Source organism: Vibrio sp. 1402, from assembly GCF_033340275.1.
On the sequence record NZ_JAWOWE010000001.1, the window covers coordinates 286,691 to 306,470 of the forward strand.

The following is a 19,780-nucleotide window of genomic DNA, read 5'->3' on the forward strand; positions in this document are numbered from 1 at the left end:
GAGAATATGCATTTTGATTTATCCGTGATTTGGTTCGCGATCATCGTTTTTGCCACTTTGATGTACATCATCATGGACGGCTTCGATTTGGGTATTGGAATACTGATGCCCTTCATCAAGGATGAAAAACAAAAAGACGTCATGGTCAACAGTGTCGCGCCAGTTTGGGACGGCAACGAAACTTGGATTGTGCTTGGAGGCGCATCTCTATTTGGCGCTTTTCCGATGGCTTACGCGGTGATTATTGAAGCGCTAACCATCCCTTTAACGTTGATGTTGATTGCTTTGATCTTTCGTGGCGTCGCGTTTGAGTTTCGCTTTAAAGCATTGGAAAGCCACTTAAAGTTCTGGGATCGCTCTTTTATGGTCGGCTCGATTTTAACCACGTTTTTCCAAGGCATCGTTGTTGGCGCGGTAATTCAAGGCTTTGCGGTGGAAAACCGCGTCTTCGTAGGTAGCCAACTCGACTGGCTCAGCCCTTTTCCCATCTTTTGTGGTTTGGGTTTAGTCGCAACGTACGCGCTGCTTGGTAGCACATGGCTCATCATGAAGACGGAAGGTGAACTGCAAAACACGATGTACCGCTTCACTAACAAAACACTACTGGCAATGATCTCCGCATTAGTCATTGTGAGCGCTTGGACTCCACTTGCTTACCCTGCCATTGCGGAAAGATGGTTTTCTCTGCCTAATTTGTTCTACTTACTGCCCGTACCTGTCATTACTGGGCTGGTATGTTTGAAGATTGCCGACTCCGTTAAAAAGCGTAAAGAGCGCAGCCCTTTCGTGATGGCATTGGTGATCGTGATTCTCGGGTTCGCTGGGCTTGGCATCAGTATCTGGCCAAATATCATTCCTCCTAGCATATCGATATGGGAAGCAGCGGCTCCTGCAAGCAGTCAGCGCTTTATGCTCGTTGGAGCGGTGATCATCATCCCGATCATTCTGGCTTACACCTTTTGGAGTTACTACGTCTTCTCCGGAAAAGTGAAAGAAGACGAAGCGTACCATTAACGAGTTGATAAGGAGTGAGTATGAAAATCAAAAATTGGTGCCGCCAGTGGGCTTGGATGGTTGGAATTTGGGTCGTTAGCGTCGCTGCATTAGGGTTAGTGTCTATGTTATTTCGCGTCATGATGACCGCTGCAGGGTTAAAATCTTAGCTCGACACGTTTAAGTCAATAAAAAATGGATGCCTCTAGATCTTGTGTAAGAGCTAGAGGCGTTGAACCTAATACTCAATCTTAATGAAAAAGCCAAGCGTTAAGAATCTACTCAAAACACTCTTTCATAAGTCTACATTGCCTGAAGTCGTTCATGCATGCTTACGAGATCAAAAGGTTCAAGCTTTTTCGCAAGGTTCAGTAATGCTTCCTTTTTATCTTGCGGTAAACTTTGAAACTTCGACTCTAAACGTAAATCCACTTTGCTAAAAAGTAGCTTTCTAATTTGACTAGCTTTTTCCTTTGATAATTGCAATCCATCATTATCGGAGGTTTCAATTATCATGATAATCCTTGCTAACTCACTGAATTCATTATCAGAGCATAAATAAAGTGATTGTTTGTATAAATAGCCAACAGAAATTTCAAAATCAATATTAAGCGCTTGAATCTTATCGACAATGTTTTCACTCACATCATTTTGAGAAGCAGAGTTGATACAATCATCAAATCGCCTTTCAAATGTAACAAATCGATTATTGAGCTCGTCCAACATAGTCGTATCTTTTGCGAATGATTCTATAGGTAAAACCAATAAGAACATTGGCAGTAGGTATTTTTTCAGTGACCGACTATTCACAATCAAGTCCTTCTTCTAAAAAACTTTCATGCGGTGTTGGTGCAATTGTTGCTTTCAAATTCAAGTCCATTAAACTCGCCAAATGGCTTTCATTAAACTCTGATAGCTTTTGCAGCTTTAGTCTGGCTTCATTGAACTCTTGGTAGAACTTATCAGGTTGAGGTATCACGACTGTTTTTATGTTTGCTCGTGTTGCCGCAAGCATACCCGAATAAGAGTCTTCAAAGGCAATACAGTTACTTGAATCTACACCTAGTTTATTGATTGTTGAAAGGTAGACATCTGGCTCTGGCTTACCCTGCTCTACATCGTCTGACGATGATATCGCGTCAAAGTAACTGGCAATACCGAGTTTGTTCAAAATGATGGGAATGAGTTGATAAGGTGAATTAGTAGACAACCCTATCTTAAACCCTTTTTCCTTAAGCAATTTGAGTGTTTCTGTAACACCCTCTAATTCGCATCCTTTTTCAATTATTAATGCCTCCACTTTATCCACAACAGCATTCTCTACTTCCTCTAGGCTCTTTTCTTGCCAAGGATTACGTTCATACCAAAACCTTGTTACTTCACCTGTCGTCATAGTTGCAGTCTGCTTTGACAGCACTTCGGTCACTTGGACACCAACTGATGAAAACACCTGCTTTTCCGCTTCCTTCCACAAAGGTTCTGAATCAATCAGCAACCCGTCCATATCAAAGACCGCAGCGTATATCATTGGTACATCCTCAGTAAGTTCTATTCGTTGAGTAAGATTTGTCTATTCAACCAAAGCATAGCTTTGCATATAACGAGTGAGAGTATCACATTTGTCTGTGGCTATCAGAGCCAGTTCGATGACTCATCTTTAAGCCTCAACATGACCGATGTTCATGGCTACTTTCAACGCTTGTTTATTGAGATTAGACGCCTCCCAAGCAACGACAACACGACTGGTTAGGGGGATATCATCAATCTCGGCGACTGTCGCAGAGTCATCGAGATGTTCAGCCAGTGAACGCGGAACGATAGCAATGCCTAACCCAGCCTGCGCCATGGCGATCGTCGTACGAAGTTGCGGTGCTGCGAATTGTGGTTCGAGCCTTACTCCTGCGTCGGCAAAAAGTGTGCTCATACCATCAAACAATGCAGGTCCAGTCTCTCGTGGAAACAGTACAATTTTATGGCCTCTCAACTGTTTCATCTGGATACAGGGATATTTTGCCAGTTCGTGGCCCGCCGGAATCACCGCGACAAACGGGTCGTTAAACAACACCTTGTGCTCAAAAGGCTCACTGGCGTAACAGGGTAGCCGCATGATTGCGAGATCAAGTTGTTTGCTTTTTAACTGAGTGGCAAGCTCTGGCATTGATAGTTCCGCCGTCTGTAAATGAACCCCATTCTCTTGAATACGCCCAATCCTCTCCAATACCTTAATGCAGGTTGATGTTGACGTCGCGAACCCAATTTTAACCTGCGTATTTTCACCACGGGCAATCTGTCGGGCTTTTGCTTTTGCGCGTTCCACATCAGCAAGAATATTTACCGCATCCGTATAAAAGACTTGCCCTGCATGGGTCAGTTCTACTCCTCTAGACAAGCGCTTAAATAAGTCCACGCCAAGCTCGTGCTCTAGCTTTTTGATTTGTTGACTCAAAGGAGGTTGCGCAATCCCTAACTGTTCAGCTGCTCGGGTAAAGTGACGAGTCTCGGCGACCGCGACAAAATACTTCAGGTAGCGAAATTCCATATATTTTCCATATCAAAATAAATCTTTTTTATATTGGATTTAGCACCGTGTAGAAGTCAATCTAAATATACTCTTCATTGCATAACTGGTCTTACTCATGCGTGGATTTTATAACCCTCTATGTGCTTGTTCGCTTGAAGTAGCGAAAGAATTTTCTGAATACCATCACGTTACCGGAGATGGTGAGATTTATCAGACTTCGTTAATGAGTGCTTTGATCGCTGGTGTTTACGAAGGCTCAACAACCATAGAAGAACTGCTAAAACATGGGGATTTTGGTTTAGGTACGTTCAATGAATTGGATGGTGAGTTGATTGCGTTTGATAAGGAAGTTTTTCAACTCAAGTCGGATGGCTCCGCAAACCCGGCAGACCTGGCGCAAAAAACGCCCTTTGCTGTCATGACTTTTTTTAAACCTGATATCGAGCTGCCACTGACATCGCGCATGTCACGTCATGAAGTCCATAACCTCATAGACGACATGGTTCCAAGCGATAACCTATTTTGCGCAGTGCGCATTGATGGCGTTTTCGATTCAGTTCGTACTCGTACCGTACCTAAACAAACACGCCCTTATCGGCCAATGCTTGAAGTGGTCAAAGAACAACCAACATTCCGCTTCACGCATAAGCAAGGCGTGGTCGCCGGCTTTCGCAGTCCTAAATACACGACTGGCATTAATGTGCCCGGCTATCACGAACACTTTATTACCGATGACCGCCAAGGAGGTGGTCATATCCAGGATTACAGCATTTCGTCAGGGTTCCTCCAGATTGGCAAAGTCTCGCGGCTAGTGATTGATACCCCGGTATCGACAGACTTCCTCAACGCCAATTTGGCTCCGGAAGATATAAATACCGCCATAGAAAAGGCGGAAAAGTAACAAAGTCAGGCAAATAATAAGGACAACAAATGCAATCCAAACCTTCAAATAAAAATGGAGCTCAGTTGATCGCTCAACAGCTAGAGTCTCTCGGCATTAAGTACATTTTCGGTATTCCCGGTGCAAAAATCGATCGACTGTTCGATGCGATTGAAGACACTAACATCCAAATGATTCCGGTACGCCACGAAGCTAACGGCGCATTTATGGCGGGCGTTATGGGAAGACTAACCGGCAAAGCAGGCGTCACCATGGTTACGTCAGGCCCTGGCTGTGGAAATCTAGTTACGGGGGTGGCAACAGCAAACTCCGAAGGCGATCCGCTGATTGCTATCGGTGGTGCGGTGAAACGAACTGACCAGCAAAAACAAACACACCAGAGCATGGATACCGTCAGTATTTTTCGCTCTATAACTAAGTTCAGTGCTGAAGTGCAGCATGTGGACGCCGCAAGCGAGATCATGGCGAACGCATTTCGTATCGCAGAGTCAGGTCGTCCTGGGGCTTGCTTTTTGAGTCTCCCCCAAGATGTTTTATCCGAGCAAACCCAAACGGACATTATTGTCCCCTCGCCTTACACACAGCCTGGTTGCGCTGACATCGCAGCAATCGAAGATGCGGTCAGTCGAATCAGTAAAGCAAAGCGCTGTGTGGTTTTACTTGGCCTTCACGCGAGCCGCAGTCAAAACGCTGCTGCTATCGCCCGATTTCTTCAAAATACGCAGCTACCCGTTGTCGGCACTTACCAGGCCGCCGGCACGGTAGATATCAATTACTATCATCACTTTGCTGGGCGTGTCGGTTTATTTAACAACCAACCCGGCGATGTTTTACTGCGTGATGCCGATTTAATTCTCACCATCGGCTTTAGCCCAATAGAGTATGACCCTGAGCTTTGGAACAGCCACCGCAACCCAGTGATTCACCTCGATATTGAACCGGCAGAATACCAACTTAATTATCAACCTTGTGTTGAAATCGTCGGAAACATTGCGCAGTCATTAGACAAGATGGGCAGCTATATCTCTGAATATGCTCGCCTTTCCCCAACGGCACTTTCAGTACTGGAAGAGGTAGCACTGCAACGGCAAGTGATCAAGACCTATCCCAATGTCTATCACAAGCAAGGGTTTCATCCACTGGCGCTAATTAAAGCCATGCAATCTATCATCACACCAGATACCACGCTATGCCTTGATATGGGGAGCTTCCACATCTGGATCGCTCGTTACTTAAGCTGTTTTCGAGCTCGCCAAATGCTGGTGTCTAACGGCCAACAAACGATGGGCGTTGCACTGCCATGGGCCATTGGTGCCAGCCTACTAAAACCTGGTAGCAAAGTGGTATCGATATCAGGAGACGGCGGTTTTATGCAATCGAGCATGGAGTTAGAAACCGCGGTTAGACTGAACTGCAATATCGTCCATATTGTGTGGGTTGATAACGCCTACAACATGGTAGAAATGCAAGAGATCAACAAATATCAGCGCTGCTCTGGTGTGAAATTTGGACCAATTGATTTCAAGGCGTACGCCGAATCATTTGGCGCGAAAGGCTTCGCAGTGACTAGTCAACACGAATTGCTACCGACATTGAATAAAGCCATGGATGTTGAAGGACCAGCAGTGGTGGCTATCCCCGTAGATTACAGCGACAACGACAAACTGATGTTGCCGCGCACAGAGAAAAATCAAGATCCCGTTTTTGTAAGTTTCGAAGGAGAAATCGCATGAGAGGATTAAAAAATAAAGTCGCACTCGTGACTGGCTCTGCCAATGGCATTGGTTTGGCCATCGCAAAACGTTTGTATGAAGAAGGCGCAAACGTCGCTCTTGCCGATTGGAATGAAGAGCAATTGGCAAACGCCGTTGAGGGCTTTGATAAACAGCGTGTGTCGGCACATTCCATTGATGTTTCTGATCCAGACAAAGTCGCAGCACTGATTTCTGATGTTGTTACCCGTTTCGGTAAACTGGATATTTTAGTAAACAATGCAGGCGTACATGTCCCTGGTACCGTGATTGAAGGTAGTGTGGAAGACTGGAAGAAGATCTCTGGTGTAAACATTGACGGCGTCGTTTATTGCGCGAAGTTTGCGTTACCTGAACTCTTAAAAACGAAAGGTTGTATGGTAAATACCGCGTCCGTTTCCGGTTTGGGTGGTGACTGGGGTGCCGCATTCTATTGCGCGAGTAAAGGCGCAGTGGTGAACCTTACCCGAGCGATGGCATTGGACCATGGTGCGGATGGGGTAAGAATTAACGCCGTATGCCCAAGCTTAGTAAAAACCAACATGACGAACGGCTGGCCGCAGGACATCCGCGATAAATTCAATGAGCGCATTGCGCTTGGCCGAGCAGCCGAACCTGAAGAAATTGCGTCTGTCGTGACTTTCTTGGCAAGTGATGACGCATCTTTCATTAATGGCGCAAACCTACCTGTAGACGGCGGTGCCACCGCATCAGATGGTCAACCTAAAATAGTATAAGCATGAAATAGACAGATCAGTAAGAGACGTTCTACTACCTTTCGGATCGATGCTGATCTGTCGCTTTACGCTCTGAGCACATAACCCGTGCCAGCAATAAACTCAACCACTCAACCGCTGTTAGAGATATCTCAACAACTTAAAACCAGCAACGAGAAATTAATTTTTCACACAAACCGACAAACTATGTGAGCATTCCATCAGGCATAGAGTGAAGACTTATATATCAGCGATTCACAAAGAACCAGAAAGTTTCCGCGAATACTTCTTCAAAAAGATTAAAAGCGACTAACACTTCTGCCACACCATCCATTGCTCTCTGCCTTTAAAAACCTCAACACTGTTTGCCACCACTGAGGACTTCACAAGTTCAAACGTGGGCTCTAGAAAAGCTGCCAACTCCCCACTTCGCAAACAAAATGGAGGGAAGCGTGATAGGTAATTATCATCAATGACGAAAAAACCAATTAGAAAACCTCCGCTTGGCAATAATTTATCCACCATCGAAAAGTATTCTGACCACATATCTCTCGGTAGTGCTGCGAGAAAGGCCCGCTCGTAAATGACATCAAACGAGTGAGAAAAATCGGCATTAAATACATCACCCAATACGACTTTATCTTTGTAGTTACCTAACGTTGATTGCGCCATTTTTACCGCTTCTTGGCTGTAATCCATCGCGATCACGTCATGCCCATATTGAATAAAAGTGCTCAGTTCATAAGCGGCACCACACCCAGGAATAAACACTGACTGGCCTACATGAAGTGAATTGTCGAGATAATCCTTGAGTTCTTGAGGTGTCGATTGGGCATCCCAAGGCATAGTGCCTCGGATAAACAAATCATCCCAGAATTGTGTGTTAATCATTGGTGCCTGTTTCATTTACCCGCTCCCTGATTGCGGTAGTAAAAAATAAAGGGATACGCAGCGCAATGTGATATCCCTTTTCTAGCCTTTTGTCTGACGTTGTTAGTTTTTTATGACAACCACTTTCTACTGCACTTATGCCACCAATGAGTTAACTGCGAAGATCATTGATTAACGGCTGCTCCGCTTGGTTCGGTACAAACTGGACATTGCCTTTCAGTTTAGTGACAGACTGGAGTGTTGCTTGAATGTCCTCTGCTGATACATGCACATCATGACAACAGAAAGTAATGGCATCGTTGAAGCCATCGCGCTCAATTTTCAAGGAGCCTTTAATATCGTGGCGACGACAGACTTCTTGGATCTGATGCGGATAAACAAACAGCCCTTTTACTTTCACCGCGGAGTCTGCTCGTCCCATCCAGCCCTTAATTCGTGCATTCGTGCGTGAAGAATCAGAACTTGTCTCTAGATATGCCGATAAATCTCCCGTTGCGTAGCGAATCAGCGGGAACTTCTCATCAAGCGAGGTTACAACGACTTCACCGACTTCTCCCGGTTGTACAGGAACACCATCAGGATCAACGATTTCAACAATAATATCTTCGGCAATCACTAATCCTTGTTCACCAGACACTTGATAAGCAATCAAACCAAGCTCTGCACTTGCGTAGGCTTGAAAGACTGCAATGCCTTTTTCCTCAAACATCTGTTCCATGTCTGCTGTAACCGCTTCACCAGAGACCAGAGCTTTCTCAAAGCTAGGCAGCTCATTGTATTTCTCTTGGTACTTTTGTAGCAACGTCAGCAAATACGAAGGTGTGCCAGTGTAACCATTAGGTTGAAGCTGTTTAATTGCCTCTATTTGCGCTTCGGTATTGCCTACTCCAGCCGGAAATACCGCACAGCCACAAGCCCTTGCGCCACCATCCATAATAAATCCGCCAGGAGAGAAATGGTAAGAGAGCGTGTTATGCACTAAATCACCCGCACAGAACCCAGCAGCGTGAAACGCGCGCCCCATACGCCAGAAATCGGCCTCATCCGTTTGAGCCTCATACAACGGCCCAGGAGATTGGAATACGCGCGCCATTTGACCAATGGCAACGCTATTTAAGCCACCAAACGGCGGTTTAAGTTGCTGCTGATTAGGTACATTGAACTTACGTGTAATCGGGAACTGAGCAAGCCCTTCACGATTGTTTGCCAATGTAGGATCTAACTCAGAAAAATGCGCTGCGTAATGTTCGCTATTGGCTTTCGAATTCTCAATCAGTGCTGGCAAACGTTGAAACAGCGACTCTTCTCGCGCCTGTAGAGACAACGATTCTTTCGCATCAAATAGTTCGTTCATCCTTGCTCCTTACAACCAACGCTTACGACGTTTGTAAGATTTCAGATTCTTAAAGCTCTTGCGATCTTCATCGCCGCCGCCAAGGTAGAATTCTTTTACGTCTTCATTGTTTAGCAATTCGTGCTTGCTGCCATCTAGTACGATTTTGCCTGATTCCATGATGTAACCGTAATCGGCCGCTTGAAGAGCGAAGTTGGCATTCTGTTCAACCAAAAGCATGGTAATGCCTTGCTCTTTGTTGATCTTGTTAATAATGCTGAATACTTCTTTAACTAGCAGCGGAGAAAGCCCCATAGACGGTTCGTCCAACAAAATCATCTTCGGTCGAGCCATTAACGCTCGGCCAATCGCTAACATTTGTTGCTCACCGCCAGACAAATAGCCCGCCAGGCCAGTGCGCTCTTTGAGTCGCGGGAAATAGTCAAACACCATTTCGATGTCTTGTTCAACTTCGTTGTCAGTGCGTGTATAAGCGCCTAAGCGAAGATTTTCTATTACCGTCATATCTTCAACAATTCGGCGCCCTTCCATAACTTGGAAGATGCCCGAACGGACGATCTCTTCCGGGCTTTTGTTGTCTATACGCTCGCCCATGAAGTTGATTTCGCCGCGCGTCACTTCACCATCTTCGGTTTTCAATAAACCAGAAATGGCTTTCAACGTTGTGGATTTACCCGCACCGTTGGCGCCCAGTAAGGTCACAATCTGCCCTTTTGGAACTTCTAAACTCACACCGCGAAGTACTAGTATTACTTCGTCGTAGACGACTTCAATGTTGTTCACTGAAAGCAGTATTTCTGCCGGTTCGATATTCGTTGCTAATTCAGCCATCAAGCTACTCCTTGCTAGGGTGAGAGTGTTCTCTCACCCATCCTTATTTTCAGTAAGCTTTGTTATTAATAAGTCGTAGATTAGTAACCTAGCCAATCGTCACGACGTGACAATGTCACCTGAGATACTTTCTTAATATCAACTGCGCCGCCATCGTTGTTGCCCATAAAGACGTTCACGGTTGTTGTGCCTCGGTGATCTTCCGGTTTCCAGTTCGCAGGGACACAAACACCTTCTAAGCCTTGTGGTACCCAGTTGTCATGGACATACATGCCCTTCTTGATGTTTTCACCTGTGATACCACCGTTGTCTTTCGCCCACTCCATTGCTTCTTTCATATAGAACGCAGAACAAATACCGCGAATGTAATGGTGAGTTCTGAATTCGCCCGGCTCTGATTCAGACTGCTTAGAAATCTCACGAACCAGCTTCATGCCCTCATTATCATCTCCCCAAAACGCCGTCATACCCGGGAAAACGTAATCTTTAAGGCCATCGCCTGCTGCTTCAAGCACTGGCTTGTCGCCGCCCCAAATGTTTGCCATGTACTGGAACTCTGTCCCAACCGTGTTACAAGACTTCACTAGTGAGATAACCGAGCTACCGATATTAGCAATGTAACCATAGTTGGTGCCTGACTCTTTCAGCGACAAACATTGCGCTTTGAAGTCCCCTGGTTTTAGTGACACAACGACTGGGTTTTGCACATCAAAACCAAGCTCTTTAGCGTACTCTGCACACGCTTCTTTTGGCGCATTCGGGAATGGATGGTTATCGCCAATGTGCGTAAATTTCGGCGCACCTTGATTGCCCTTAGATTCCCAATCTTCTTTCGCCCACTTAACTAGCGCACGGCACGCATCTGAGTACGACGCACCATAAAAGAAATTATAAGGCGCTGGTTTCGCGGTTTTTGGGTTTTTGCCAGTTGGGTCAGTTAAGTGACCAGAGTAAGAAGCAGAGAACACCGGCACTTTGTCTTTGGTGACAAACGAAATAAGTGCTTCGGTATCCGCCGTACCCCAACCTTGCAGCGCAACCATGTCTTTACGCGCCACCCAACGTTTATAGTTAGAAATCGCCACTGGTACTTTGTACGCCATGTCTACTGTTTCAAATTCGAGCTCGGTACCGTTAATGCCACCGTTTTGGTTAATCCAACGCAATGCGTCTCGCACGCCAGAACCATAAGGCTTGCTCACATAGGCAGTTGGTCCAGAAAAGTCGACTAATTGCCCGACAAACACAGAATCTTTTGCCCAAGTTGTGGTAGTAAACAGTGCAGATGACAGCACCAACGTTGTCGCTAAATGTCCTTTGTTCATAACTCGTTGTCCTTGTTATTGAGGTATATTCCACTTAATTCCACGTTAATATGAGAACGGATAGTGTTTCCAATATGCTCGAATCTGTTGCCAGCGATGCGATAATCCTTGAGGTTCGAAAATGAGGAACAGCATGATGACTAAACCAATCGCCATTTCTTTGAAGTAAGCCAGACCATCAGTGAAAGCGGTGGTATCACCAAACGCTGAAAGCCCCGTTACGCCAAACTCTAAAACTTCAGGCAGCAGTACGATAAATATCGTCCCCATCAGCGTACCTTTGACTGAGCCTAAGCCACCAATGATGATCATTGCCAAGAACTGGATAGACATCATGATGGTGAAGCCTTCTGCTGATACAAACCCTAGATAATGTCCGTAGAGTGCGCCCCCGATGCCAGCATAGAATGCACACACTCCAAATGAGAGCAGACGATACTTAGTTAGGTTGATGCCCATGATCTCTGCTGACAGATAGTGATCTCGTACTGAGACAAACGCGCGACCGTCACGAGAACGGATTAAGTTTGATGCCCACATATACATGAAGATCAGCGCAAACAGAGCGATATAGAAAAAGCTTTCGTCAGTCGTAAACTCAAAGCCAAACAAATTAATTGGGTTCGCGCTAGCACCGTATGAGCCGCCACTGAACCAATCTGCGCGAGCAAAGAAGTCCTCTAGAATAAACTGCGCCGCCAACGTTGCGATAGCTAGGTATAAACCTTTAATTCGAGCCGCTGGCAGACCAAACAGCATCCCCACAATCATGGTTAAGTAACCCGCGAGCGGAATCGCAAACACGACTGGAATGTTAAACTGGTTATTTAACCAAGCCGATGCAAAGGCGCCAAAGCCAAAGAACGCACCGTGACCTAGCGAGATTTGTCCGGTAAAACCAACCAGAATGTTTAAGCCCAATGCCGCGATACCGAGGTATGCAATCTGAATAAACAGGTTTAGGAAGTAAATATCCAAGACCAGCGGTGCTGCCAGCATGGCGATGACACCAGCAATCGCAAGGCTTCTGATGGTTTTGGTTTCAAAAATTGGCGTATCGCTTTTGTATGTGGTTCGAAAATCCCCACATGGGCGCATGCTAAGTTGAGCCATGTTATTTCTCCTTAAATACGCTCAATATCTTTGGTACCAAACAGGCCATATGGCTTGAAGGCAAGAATGATTAACAGCACATAGAATGGTGCGATGTTGTACAGGTTACCCACTTGCAGGTATTGGCTATCAAAAAACTCAGCCAAGTTTTCTAGCACCCCGATGGTGATACCACCGACAATTGCGCCGACTACCGAATCTAAGCCACCTAAAATAACGGCTGGGAAAACTTTGATACCAATAATGGATAGCGCGTCAGATACGCCGTTAACGATACCGATAACAATCCCTGCGGTTGCAGATACCATTGCCGAAATGGCCCAACTGATGGCGAACACTTTCTTGATGGAAATGCCAAGACTCTGGGCTACTTGCTGGTTAAATGCCGTTGCGCGCATTGCCAGACCCATTTTGCTGAATTTGAAGAACCAGTAAAACGCGCCCATGATGAGCATTGAGAAGATCAAACTCAGAATGTAAGCAAACTCAACATTCAAACCTCCGATATTCACCACGTTGGTTTCAAACACTTGCGGGTACGACACAGCAGAGACGCCAAATATCCACTTCATCAGCGCTTGGAAAAACATCGATAGACCGATGGTCACCATGATCACAGAAATAATCGGTTCACCAATCAACGGTCTGAGCACAATGGTTTGCACGGCGATACCAAAAATCATCATGAACGCGAGCGTGAGTAAAAAGCCAATAAAGAACGGTAACTGTAGGTGCACCAATGCCGCCCAACATACCCACGCGCCAATCAACAAGAACTCACCCTGAGCAAAATTGACCACCTGGGTCGATTTGTAAATCAATACAAAGCACATGGCGACAACGCCATACAACATGCCAACGATCACGCCATTAATGACGAGTTGCAGTAATAAATCCGTATTCACTATGCGATCCTCCGTTGTTCGCTATCCACTAGTGTTGGCTCATGCTCAATAAGCGTTTCAATAACTAGCGACGTTTGAATGCGTGTTTTAGTGCCATCTTGATAAGTGATCACTGTATCGACATCGACTTTTGGATCGTCGCTGTAGATGGTTTCGATGATGTCTCCGTATTTCTCTGCAACCACACCACGACGCACTTTACGCGTACGAGTTAACTCGCCATCGTCGGCATCCAGCTCTTTGTAAAGTAGAATGAATTTGCTGATCTTCTGTGCATCCGGTAGGGATTCGTTCACTTTTTGAACTTCTTCACGAATCGCTTGGTACACTTCTGGTTGAGCAGATAAGTTGGTGTAGTTGGTAAATGCCAAGCCGCGTTGCTCTGCCCACTTCGCGACGATCGCATAGCGAATACAGATGATGGCAGACAGCCAAGGTCGACCTTTACCTACCACCACGGCTTCTGCAATAAACGGCGAGAACTTGAGTTTGTTTTCAATGAACTGCGGAGAGTAGCGGTCGCCGTGGCTGGTTTCCGACATATCTTTCAGACGATCAATCACCACCAAGTGACCGGAATCTTTAAAATAGCCCGCATCGCCTGTGTGCATCCAACCATCTTGAACATCTTCATCATATGCTGCTTGGTTGTTTAAGTAGCCAGTAAACATGCCTGTACTTTTCGCGATGATTTCACCAACGCCATTGCTGTCTGGGTTGATGACTTTCACTTCTGCATTATCAAACGCAACGCCAACCGAATCATAGTCCACGTCATCGGCTTGGTGGACGGTGTACGCACCACACATTTCGGTTTGACCGTAAAGCTGCTTGAGTGGTACACCGATCGCTTGCAAGTAACGGAAAGTGTCAGGCCCCATCGCCGCGCCGCCCGTTGCAGCAGATGTTAGGTTCGAAAAGCCTAAACGGTCTCGCAAAGCACGCAAAAGAATCCATTCGGCGAGTTTAGAACGTTTGCCCTGCTCTAACGCTTTGTTGGCTAAGCTCATGCCCAGTTTGTACATCTTTTGCTTAAACGGTGTCGAATCCATCATTCGTGCAGACACGTCTGCCACAATGTTTTCCCACACTCGCGGCGCTAACAGCACAAAGTTTGGACCGATTTCACGCAAGTCGGACATCATGGTTTCTTGTTCTTCCACAAAGTTAACGATTTGACGAGAAATCAACGCCTGACCAACCACGTAAACCTGCTCCATAATCCAAGGCAAAGGCAGAACAGAAACGTAGTTGTCGCCTGGGGAACGAGGGTCTGCACGCAAGTAAGCCGCACAGTGATCCAAGAACGTGCCACTGTGTAGCTGAGCCAATTTTGGTTTAGAAGTCGTACCCGACGTTGTACAAAGAATTGAAAGATCGCTGCCTTTGGTTTCAACAACCATATTGAGATATTTGTCTGGGTCCGCTTTATCAATCAGCTGACCTTTTTTGTAGACCTGTTCAACATCAATCAATCTTGGATCATCGTATTTACGCATTCCACGAGGATCGCAGTAAATAATGTATTCAACGCTAGGAATTTCATCACCAAGCTCAAGCAGCTTGTCGCATTGCTCTTCATCTTCGGCAATCACGACTTTTGCTTTGGCATAGTTGATAAGGTACGCCACCTCTTCGTGCATAGAATCTTGATAGATGCCCAGCGAGAAACCTTTGATCGCATGTGCCGCTAACTCGCCCCATACCCATTCCGGGCGGTTATCACCTAGCAAACCAACGACATCTTGCTCACCGATACCCAAATCTCGTAGTGCCAGTGCCATCCACTTGACGCGGTTTTCATAATCTTTCCAAGTGAACTCTCGCCATATACCAAACTCCTTTTCACGCATTGCGACTTGTTCGGGCCAGTTCTTGGCATTGTGTTGCAACACTTTTGGAAAGGTATCTAAGCGGGTTATATCTGCCCAATCATTATGTTGCTGTGCCATTATGCACTCTCCTCTAATGTCGGTAACTCTTCGCCTAAGTACGCTTGTTTCACATGTGGGTTGGCCATCACTTCTTCAGGCTCACCCGTAGCAATGTGTTTACCGAAATCCAAAACCAAAACGCGATTAGAGATGTCCATGACCACGCCCATGTCGTGCTCAATCATGATGATCGTGATATCTAATTCTTCATTCAGATCCATGATGTAACGTGCCATGTCTTCCTTTTCTTCCAAGTTCATACCTGCCATTGGTTCATCAAGCAGCAGTAACTTAGGTTTTAAGGCAATGGCACGAGCAAGCTCTACACGCTTACGTAAGCCGTAAGATAGCGTGCCTGCAGTCGCTTTTCGGATGTGCTGGATTTCTAGAAAATCGATCACGTCTTCCACATATTTGCGGTGCGCCATCTCTTCTTTCTGCGCATTGGAGAACCAATAGAGTGGCCCCGTGACGAAGTTATTTTTCAGTAGGTGGTGTCGGCCAACCATGATGTTGTCCAGTACCGACATATGAGAAAAGAGCGCTAAGTTTTGGAAGGTTCTTCCCAGCCCTAACTCAGCTCGTTGGCTTGGTGTACGTTTAGTTACGTCATCTCCAGCGAAGATTACAGAGCCTTTGTTTGGTGTGTATCGACCAGAGATGCAATTGAGCATTGAGGTTTTACCTGCACCGTTTGGACCAATGATTGAAAAAATTTCCTTTTCATTCACATGGAAGCTCACGTCAGTTAAAGCTTTCACCCCACCAAAAGCCAATGAAATATCGTTTACCTGCAACAGAGGCGATTCCGATACCATAGTTGATCTCCCTTTCGTTATTTAAGTGCGTTCCATTGAGCACTATTTGATCAAACCTAACTTTGATACTGGTAACCGCTTTTACACCTATGCATCAACTTTGTATTCAGTTTACGTAAACGTCAATTTAAAATCAGAATAGTGCCTGAAAGATTAAGTTGCAATCGAGTTCATCGAGAAAGATTTGAACTAACGCAAACTTTAAGTAAATAAATTGTTAATAAAAATTATTCTCAAACGCTTACATATTTGGATAGTTAGGACCACCACCACCTTCTGGCGGAGTCCAGGTAATATTTTGACTTGGATCTTTGATGTCGCACGTCTTACAGTGGATACAGTTGGCCGCATTTATTTGCAGCTCTGGCTGCTGCTCCCCCTGTACGATTTCATACACGCCAGCCGGACAATAGCGCTGTGCTGGCTCTGCATATAATTCAAGGTTCTGCTCAATAGGGATCCGCTGGTTCTCCAGTCGTAAGTGGCATGGTTGATCTTCCTCATGGAAGATATTGGATAGATAAACGGAAGAGAGGCGATCGAAACTTAACACGCCATCAGGCTTCGGATAGACAATTTCATTGCTGTTTTCCGCCAATAACAGAGACTGATGATCAGGCTTATCACAGCGGATATGCCACTTAGCTTTACCTTTTAACACGTTATGTTCCAGCAGCGCTAAACCACCGCCCAGCCACGATCCAAAGCGGTGGATTCCACTTGAGAAGTTACGTGCTTGATAAAGCTCTTCATACAGCCAAGACTGTTTGAAATGCTTTTGATAATCAGCAGTAACTGACTGACTCTCAAGGGCTTCACATACTGCTTCAGCGGCAAGCATTCCAGATTTTATTGCGGTGTGTGTGCCTTTGATTTTAGCGCCGTTAAGTGTTCCTGCATCACAGCCAATTAACAAGCCACCAGCAAACTGCTGCGTGGGAAGCGAATGAAAGCCGCCCTTGGTAATCGCTCTCGCGCCATAGCTAATACGCTTCCCATTTTTGAGGTATTGCTCAATCAACGGGTGGTGTTTAAAACGTTGAAACTCATCAAATGGACTCAAGTGCGGATTCTTATAATTCAAGTCAACAATCAACCCGACGGCAACTTGGTTTCCCTCTAAATGGTAGAGATAACTGCCACCTGTAGCTTCATTTGATAACGGCCAACCTAATCCGTGCACTACTAAACCTTGCTGATGCTGCTCTGATGGGATTTCCCACAGCTCTTTAAAACCGATAGCGTAGTGTTGAGGCGTTTTCTCTTCAGCAAGATTAAATCGGTTAATCAACTGCTTACCAATATGCCCCCGTGCGCCTTCAGCAAATAAAGTAAACTTCGCTCGCAGTTCAATACCAGGTTCGAAATTTTCTTTTTGTTCACCATTTTTATCTAATCCCATATCGCCCGTGATCACGCCACAAACACGACTATCTTCATCGATGATCGCTTGACTGGCGGTAAAACCTGGGTAGACCTCCACCCCCAAGTTCTCAGCCTGCAACGCCATCCATCGGCATAGACTGCCCAAACTTATGATGTAATTACCTTTGTTATGTAACGTATTAGGCACCGCCCAAGAAGGCAGTTCATGACCATTGATGTCATTGCCTAGATAGTAGGTTTTATCTTGGTTTACTTTGGTATTGAGCGGAGCGCCTTTCTCTTCCCAGTCGGGAAAAAGCTCATCCAAACTCCGCGTTTCAAACACCGCACCCGATAAAATATGCGCTCCAACTTCAGAACCTTTTTCTACCACGCAAACAGAGAGGTCTTGTTTTTTTTCTGCTGCTAATTGTTTGATTCGGCATGCCGCAGACAAACCTGCGGGACCAGCGCCTACAATCAGAACATCAAATTCCATGCAGTCTCTTTCCATGATTGCATTCCTTTTTCTTTGCATGTTGCCAACTTGTTAATCAACAATATATTTAAAGTTGACGCAAACGTAAAGGTAAATTAACATCATTTTAAAGACGTCATCACATCGTCTTCACTGTAAACACATAGTCTTCACTGTAAAAGGAATCTAACGTGAAAATACTAGTGCCAATCAAAAGGGTCATTGATCCCTACGTTAAAGTTCGCGTGAAAGCGGACCATAGCGATGTTGAAACCAATAACGTCAAGATGACGATTAATCCATTTTGCGAAATAGCCGTTGAAGAAGCCGTACGACTAAAGGAGCAAGGTATTGCAGATGAAGTCATCGTTGTCAGTGCTGGCGGTAGCCAGTGTCAGGAGCAACTACGTACCGCGCTTGCATTAGGCGCCGATCGCGCTATTCATGTCGATACTGAAGACAAAATAGAGCCATTAGTTGTTGCTAAGCTGCTCAAAGCTCTAGTTGAGCAAGAACAAGCACAGCTTGTGATTACGGGTAAACAATCCATTGATACGGACAACAACCAAGTGGCTCAGATGCTGGCCGCCCTACTTGACTGGCCTCAAGCAACTTTCGCTTCCGACGTGAAGATTGAAGATCAAAAAGTTCAGGTCGTGAGAGAAGTGGACGGCGGCTTGATGACGGTCGCGATGAACTTACCTGCGGTGATCAGTACTGACTTACGCCTGAATGAACCGCGTTTTGCCTCTTTGCCTAATATCATGAAAGCTAAGCGCAAGCCGTTAGATACCATCACACCTGACAGTCTGGGTGTTGAAGTGGTATTTAGCCAAACCATTCAAGAAATCACACCGCCAGCGCAAAGAAAAGGTGGCATCAAGGTTGAATCTGTCTCAGAGCTTCTCGATAAGCTGCGTAACGAAGCGAAGGTGATTTCATGAAGAACTTAATCATAGCAGAGCATGACAATAACCAATTGCATGCGGACACACTCAAAGTGGTTAATGCAGCAAAACAAGTCAGCCAAGACAATGTTTTGATCGTAGTGGGCCACCAGTGTGAAGAAGTCGCTCAGCAAGCTTGTCGCGTTGATGGTATATCAAACGTAATTTGTGTCGATGATGAGCAACTTAAGCATCAATTTGCCGAGAGTATCGCACCTATTGTAGTGAGTATTGCTGAAGGTTTTGACGCAATCTGGGCTAGCTCATCATCAAAAGGGAAAGACCTTGCACCTCGAGTAGCAGCGAAGTTCGGCGTTGGGCAAATTTCCGATATTGTCCAAGTTATCGATGAAAACACTTTTATCCGCCCTATTTACGCAGGAAACGCATTTGCCAAAGTGACCACCAGCGACAAGGTTCGCGTCATCACCGTGCGCGCGTCTGCGTTTGAGCCGGTTACTTGTCACAACCAAGCTGATATTAAGCATCAGCAGGTCACTATCTCAGCTCCAATGGTTGAATTGGTTTCTGTCGATAAAACCGTGTCAGAACGTCCTGAATTAAGCGCGGCAGAGGTGGTTGTGTCAGGTGGACGCGGGGTCGGTAGCAAAGAGAACTTCGCGTTGATCGAACAAGTGGCCGATAAACTAGGTGCTGCCATTGGCGCTTCTCGCGCGGCGGTTGATGCCGGGTTTGTTGCCAACGACTTACAAGTGGGTCAAACCGGTAAAATCGTTGCACCTAAGCTTTATATAGCGGTTGGGATTTCCGGTGCCATCCAGCATCTTGCAGGAATGAAGGAATCCAAAGTGATTGTCGCGATCAACAAAGATCCAGAATCTCCTATCTTTGAAGTTGCCGACTATGGATTGGTTGGTGATTTATTTGAGGTACTACCTCAGCTTGCCGAACAACTTTAAACGATCAGATAAGGGGC

19 protein-coding genes are annotated in these 19,780 nt (G+C 45.7%); 7 read left to right on the forward strand and 12 right to left on the reverse strand.

Annotated features, from left to right (window positions below; genetic code table 11):
• Positions 1-6: 6 nt before the first annotated feature.
• Entirely contained in the window at positions 7-1,014 is a 1,008-nt protein-coding gene (gene cydB, locus R7044_RS01200) for a cytochrome d ubiquinol oxidase subunit II (protein ID WP_017820345.1), read from the forward strand.
• Between the two features lie 20 nt (positions 1,015-1,034).
• Positions 1,035-1,163 carry a DUF2474 domain-containing protein gene (locus R7044_RS01205; protein ID WP_005373267.1) on the forward strand — a complete coding sequence of 43 codons (129 nt, stop codon included), beginning with the start codon at positions 1,035-1,037 and terminating at the stop codon, positions 1,161-1,163.
• 133 nt (positions 1,164-1,296) lie between these two features.
• On the opposite strand, the gene R7044_RS01210 is transcribed toward R7044_RS01205, so the two are convergent.
• From R7044_RS01210 to R7044_RS01220, 3 genes are all read right to left on the reverse strand, one after another.
• Complete coding sequence (locus R7044_RS01210; protein WP_225455295.1) at positions 1,297-1,803, reverse strand: hypothetical protein; 507 nt, start codon at positions 1,801-1,803, stop codon at positions 1,297-1,299.
• Positions 1,796-2,521 (reverse strand): hexitol phosphatase HxpB, encoded by a 726-nt coding sequence (gene hxpB / locus R7044_RS01215; protein ID WP_205391208.1) that lies wholly within the window; start codon positions 2,519-2,521, stop codon positions 1,796-1,798. Before hxpB ends, R7044_RS01210 begins: the two co-directional genes overlap by 8 nt.
• Positions 2,522-2,650: 129 nt before the next feature.
• Positions 2,651-3,532 carry a LysR family transcriptional regulator gene (locus R7044_RS01220; RefSeq protein ID WP_205391209.1) on the reverse strand — a complete coding sequence of 294 codons (882 nt, stop codon included), beginning with the start codon at positions 3,530-3,532 and terminating at the stop codon, positions 2,651-2,653.
• A gap of 97 nt (positions 3,533-3,629) precedes the next feature.
• Here R7044_RS01220 and budA point away from each other — a divergent pair, with 97 nt between their 5' ends.
• The 3 genes from budA to R7044_RS01235 are packed head-to-tail and all read left to right on the forward strand — an operon-like array spanning position 3,630 to position 6,903.
• Positions 3,630-4,415 (forward strand): acetolactate decarboxylase, encoded by a 786-nt coding sequence (gene budA / locus R7044_RS01225; protein ID WP_005382707.1) that lies wholly within the window; start codon positions 3,630-3,632, stop codon positions 4,413-4,415.
• Positions 4,416-4,444: 29 nt separating this feature from the next.
• Positions 4,445-6,148: an acetolactate synthase AlsS gene (gene alsS / locus R7044_RS01230; protein ID WP_053349211.1), complete on the forward strand. Its 1,704-nt coding sequence runs from the start codon at positions 4,445-4,447 to the stop codon at positions 6,146-6,148.
• Complete coding sequence (locus tag R7044_RS01235) at positions 6,145-6,903, forward strand: SDR family NAD(P)-dependent oxidoreductase (protein ID WP_033906433.1); 759 nt, start codon at positions 6,145-6,147, stop codon at positions 6,901-6,903. The genes alsS and R7044_RS01235 overlap by 4 nt, the downstream gene beginning before the upstream one ends.
• 288 nt (positions 6,904-7,191) lie before the next feature.
• Here the strand turns inward: R7044_RS01235 and R7044_RS01240 are convergent, their stop codons facing one another.
• The 9 genes from R7044_RS01240 to R7044_RS01280 all read right to left on the reverse strand — a co-directional run bounded on the left by R7044_RS01240 (position 7,192) and on the right by R7044_RS01280 (position 17,932).
• Positions 7,192-7,788 (reverse strand): methyltransferase domain-containing protein, encoded by a 597-nt coding sequence (locus tag R7044_RS01240; RefSeq protein ID WP_033906432.1) that lies wholly within the window; start codon positions 7,786-7,788, stop codon positions 7,192-7,194.
• Between the two features lie 136 nt (positions 7,789-7,924).
• Positions 7,925-9,127: a phenylacetate--CoA ligase family protein gene (locus R7044_RS01245; protein WP_033906431.1), complete on the reverse strand. Its 1,203-nt coding sequence runs from the start codon at positions 9,125-9,127 to the stop codon at positions 7,925-7,927.
• 9 nt (positions 9,128-9,136) lie between these two features.
• Entirely contained in the window at positions 9,137-9,958 is an 822-nt protein-coding gene (locus R7044_RS01250; RefSeq protein WP_005373283.1) for an ABC transporter ATP-binding protein, read from the reverse strand.
• 80 nt (positions 9,959-10,038) lie between these two features.
• Positions 10,039-11,283 carry an ABC transporter substrate-binding protein gene (locus R7044_RS01255; protein WP_033906430.1) on the reverse strand — a complete coding sequence of 415 codons (1,245 nt, stop codon included), beginning with the start codon at positions 11,281-11,283 and terminating at the stop codon, positions 10,039-10,041.
• Positions 11,284-11,328: 45 nt separating this feature from the next.
• On the reverse strand, positions 11,329-12,396 hold the full coding sequence (locus R7044_RS01260) for a branched-chain amino acid ABC transporter permease (RefSeq protein ID WP_005382737.1): 1,068 nt from the start codon (positions 12,394-12,396) through the stop codon (positions 11,329-11,331).
• An 11-nt stretch (positions 12,397-12,407) separates the two neighbouring features.
• Complete coding sequence (locus R7044_RS01265; RefSeq protein ID WP_005373295.1) at positions 12,408-13,301, reverse strand: branched-chain amino acid ABC transporter permease; 894 nt, start codon at positions 13,299-13,301, stop codon at positions 12,408-12,410.
• A complete protein-coding gene (locus R7044_RS01270) occupies positions 13,301-15,253 on the reverse strand; it encodes a long-chain fatty acid--CoA ligase (protein ID WP_005373296.1) in 1,953 nt (650 codons plus the stop codon). The genes R7044_RS01265 and R7044_RS01270 overlap by 1 nt, the downstream gene beginning before the upstream one ends.
• Complete coding sequence (locus R7044_RS01275; RefSeq protein ID WP_005373297.1) at positions 15,253-16,053, reverse strand: ABC transporter ATP-binding protein; 801 nt, start codon at positions 16,051-16,053, stop codon at positions 15,253-15,255. Before R7044_RS01275 ends, R7044_RS01270 begins: the two co-directional genes overlap by 1 nt.
• A gap of 241 nt (positions 16,054-16,294) precedes the next feature.
• Positions 16,295-17,932, reverse strand: a complete 1,638-nt coding sequence (locus R7044_RS01280) for an electron transfer flavoprotein-ubiquinone oxidoreductase (RefSeq protein WP_033906429.1) — start codon at positions 17,930-17,932, stop codon at positions 16,295-16,297.
• Positions 17,933-18,087: 155 nt separating this feature from the next.
• Here R7044_RS01280 and R7044_RS01285 point away from each other — a divergent pair, with 155 nt between their 5' ends.
• Together R7044_RS01285 and R7044_RS01290 are read left to right on the forward strand one after the other, a co-directional pair.
• Positions 18,088-18,840, forward strand: a complete 753-nt coding sequence (locus R7044_RS01285) for an electron transfer flavoprotein subunit beta/FixA family protein (protein ID WP_042523555.1) — start codon at positions 18,088-18,090, stop codon at positions 18,838-18,840.
• Complete coding sequence (locus R7044_RS01290) at positions 18,837-19,763, forward strand: electron transfer flavoprotein subunit alpha/FixB family protein (protein WP_017820355.1); 927 nt, start codon at positions 18,837-18,839, stop codon at positions 19,761-19,763. The genes R7044_RS01285 and R7044_RS01290 overlap by 4 nt, the downstream gene beginning before the upstream one ends.
• Positions 19,764-19,780: the final 17 nt, after the last annotated feature.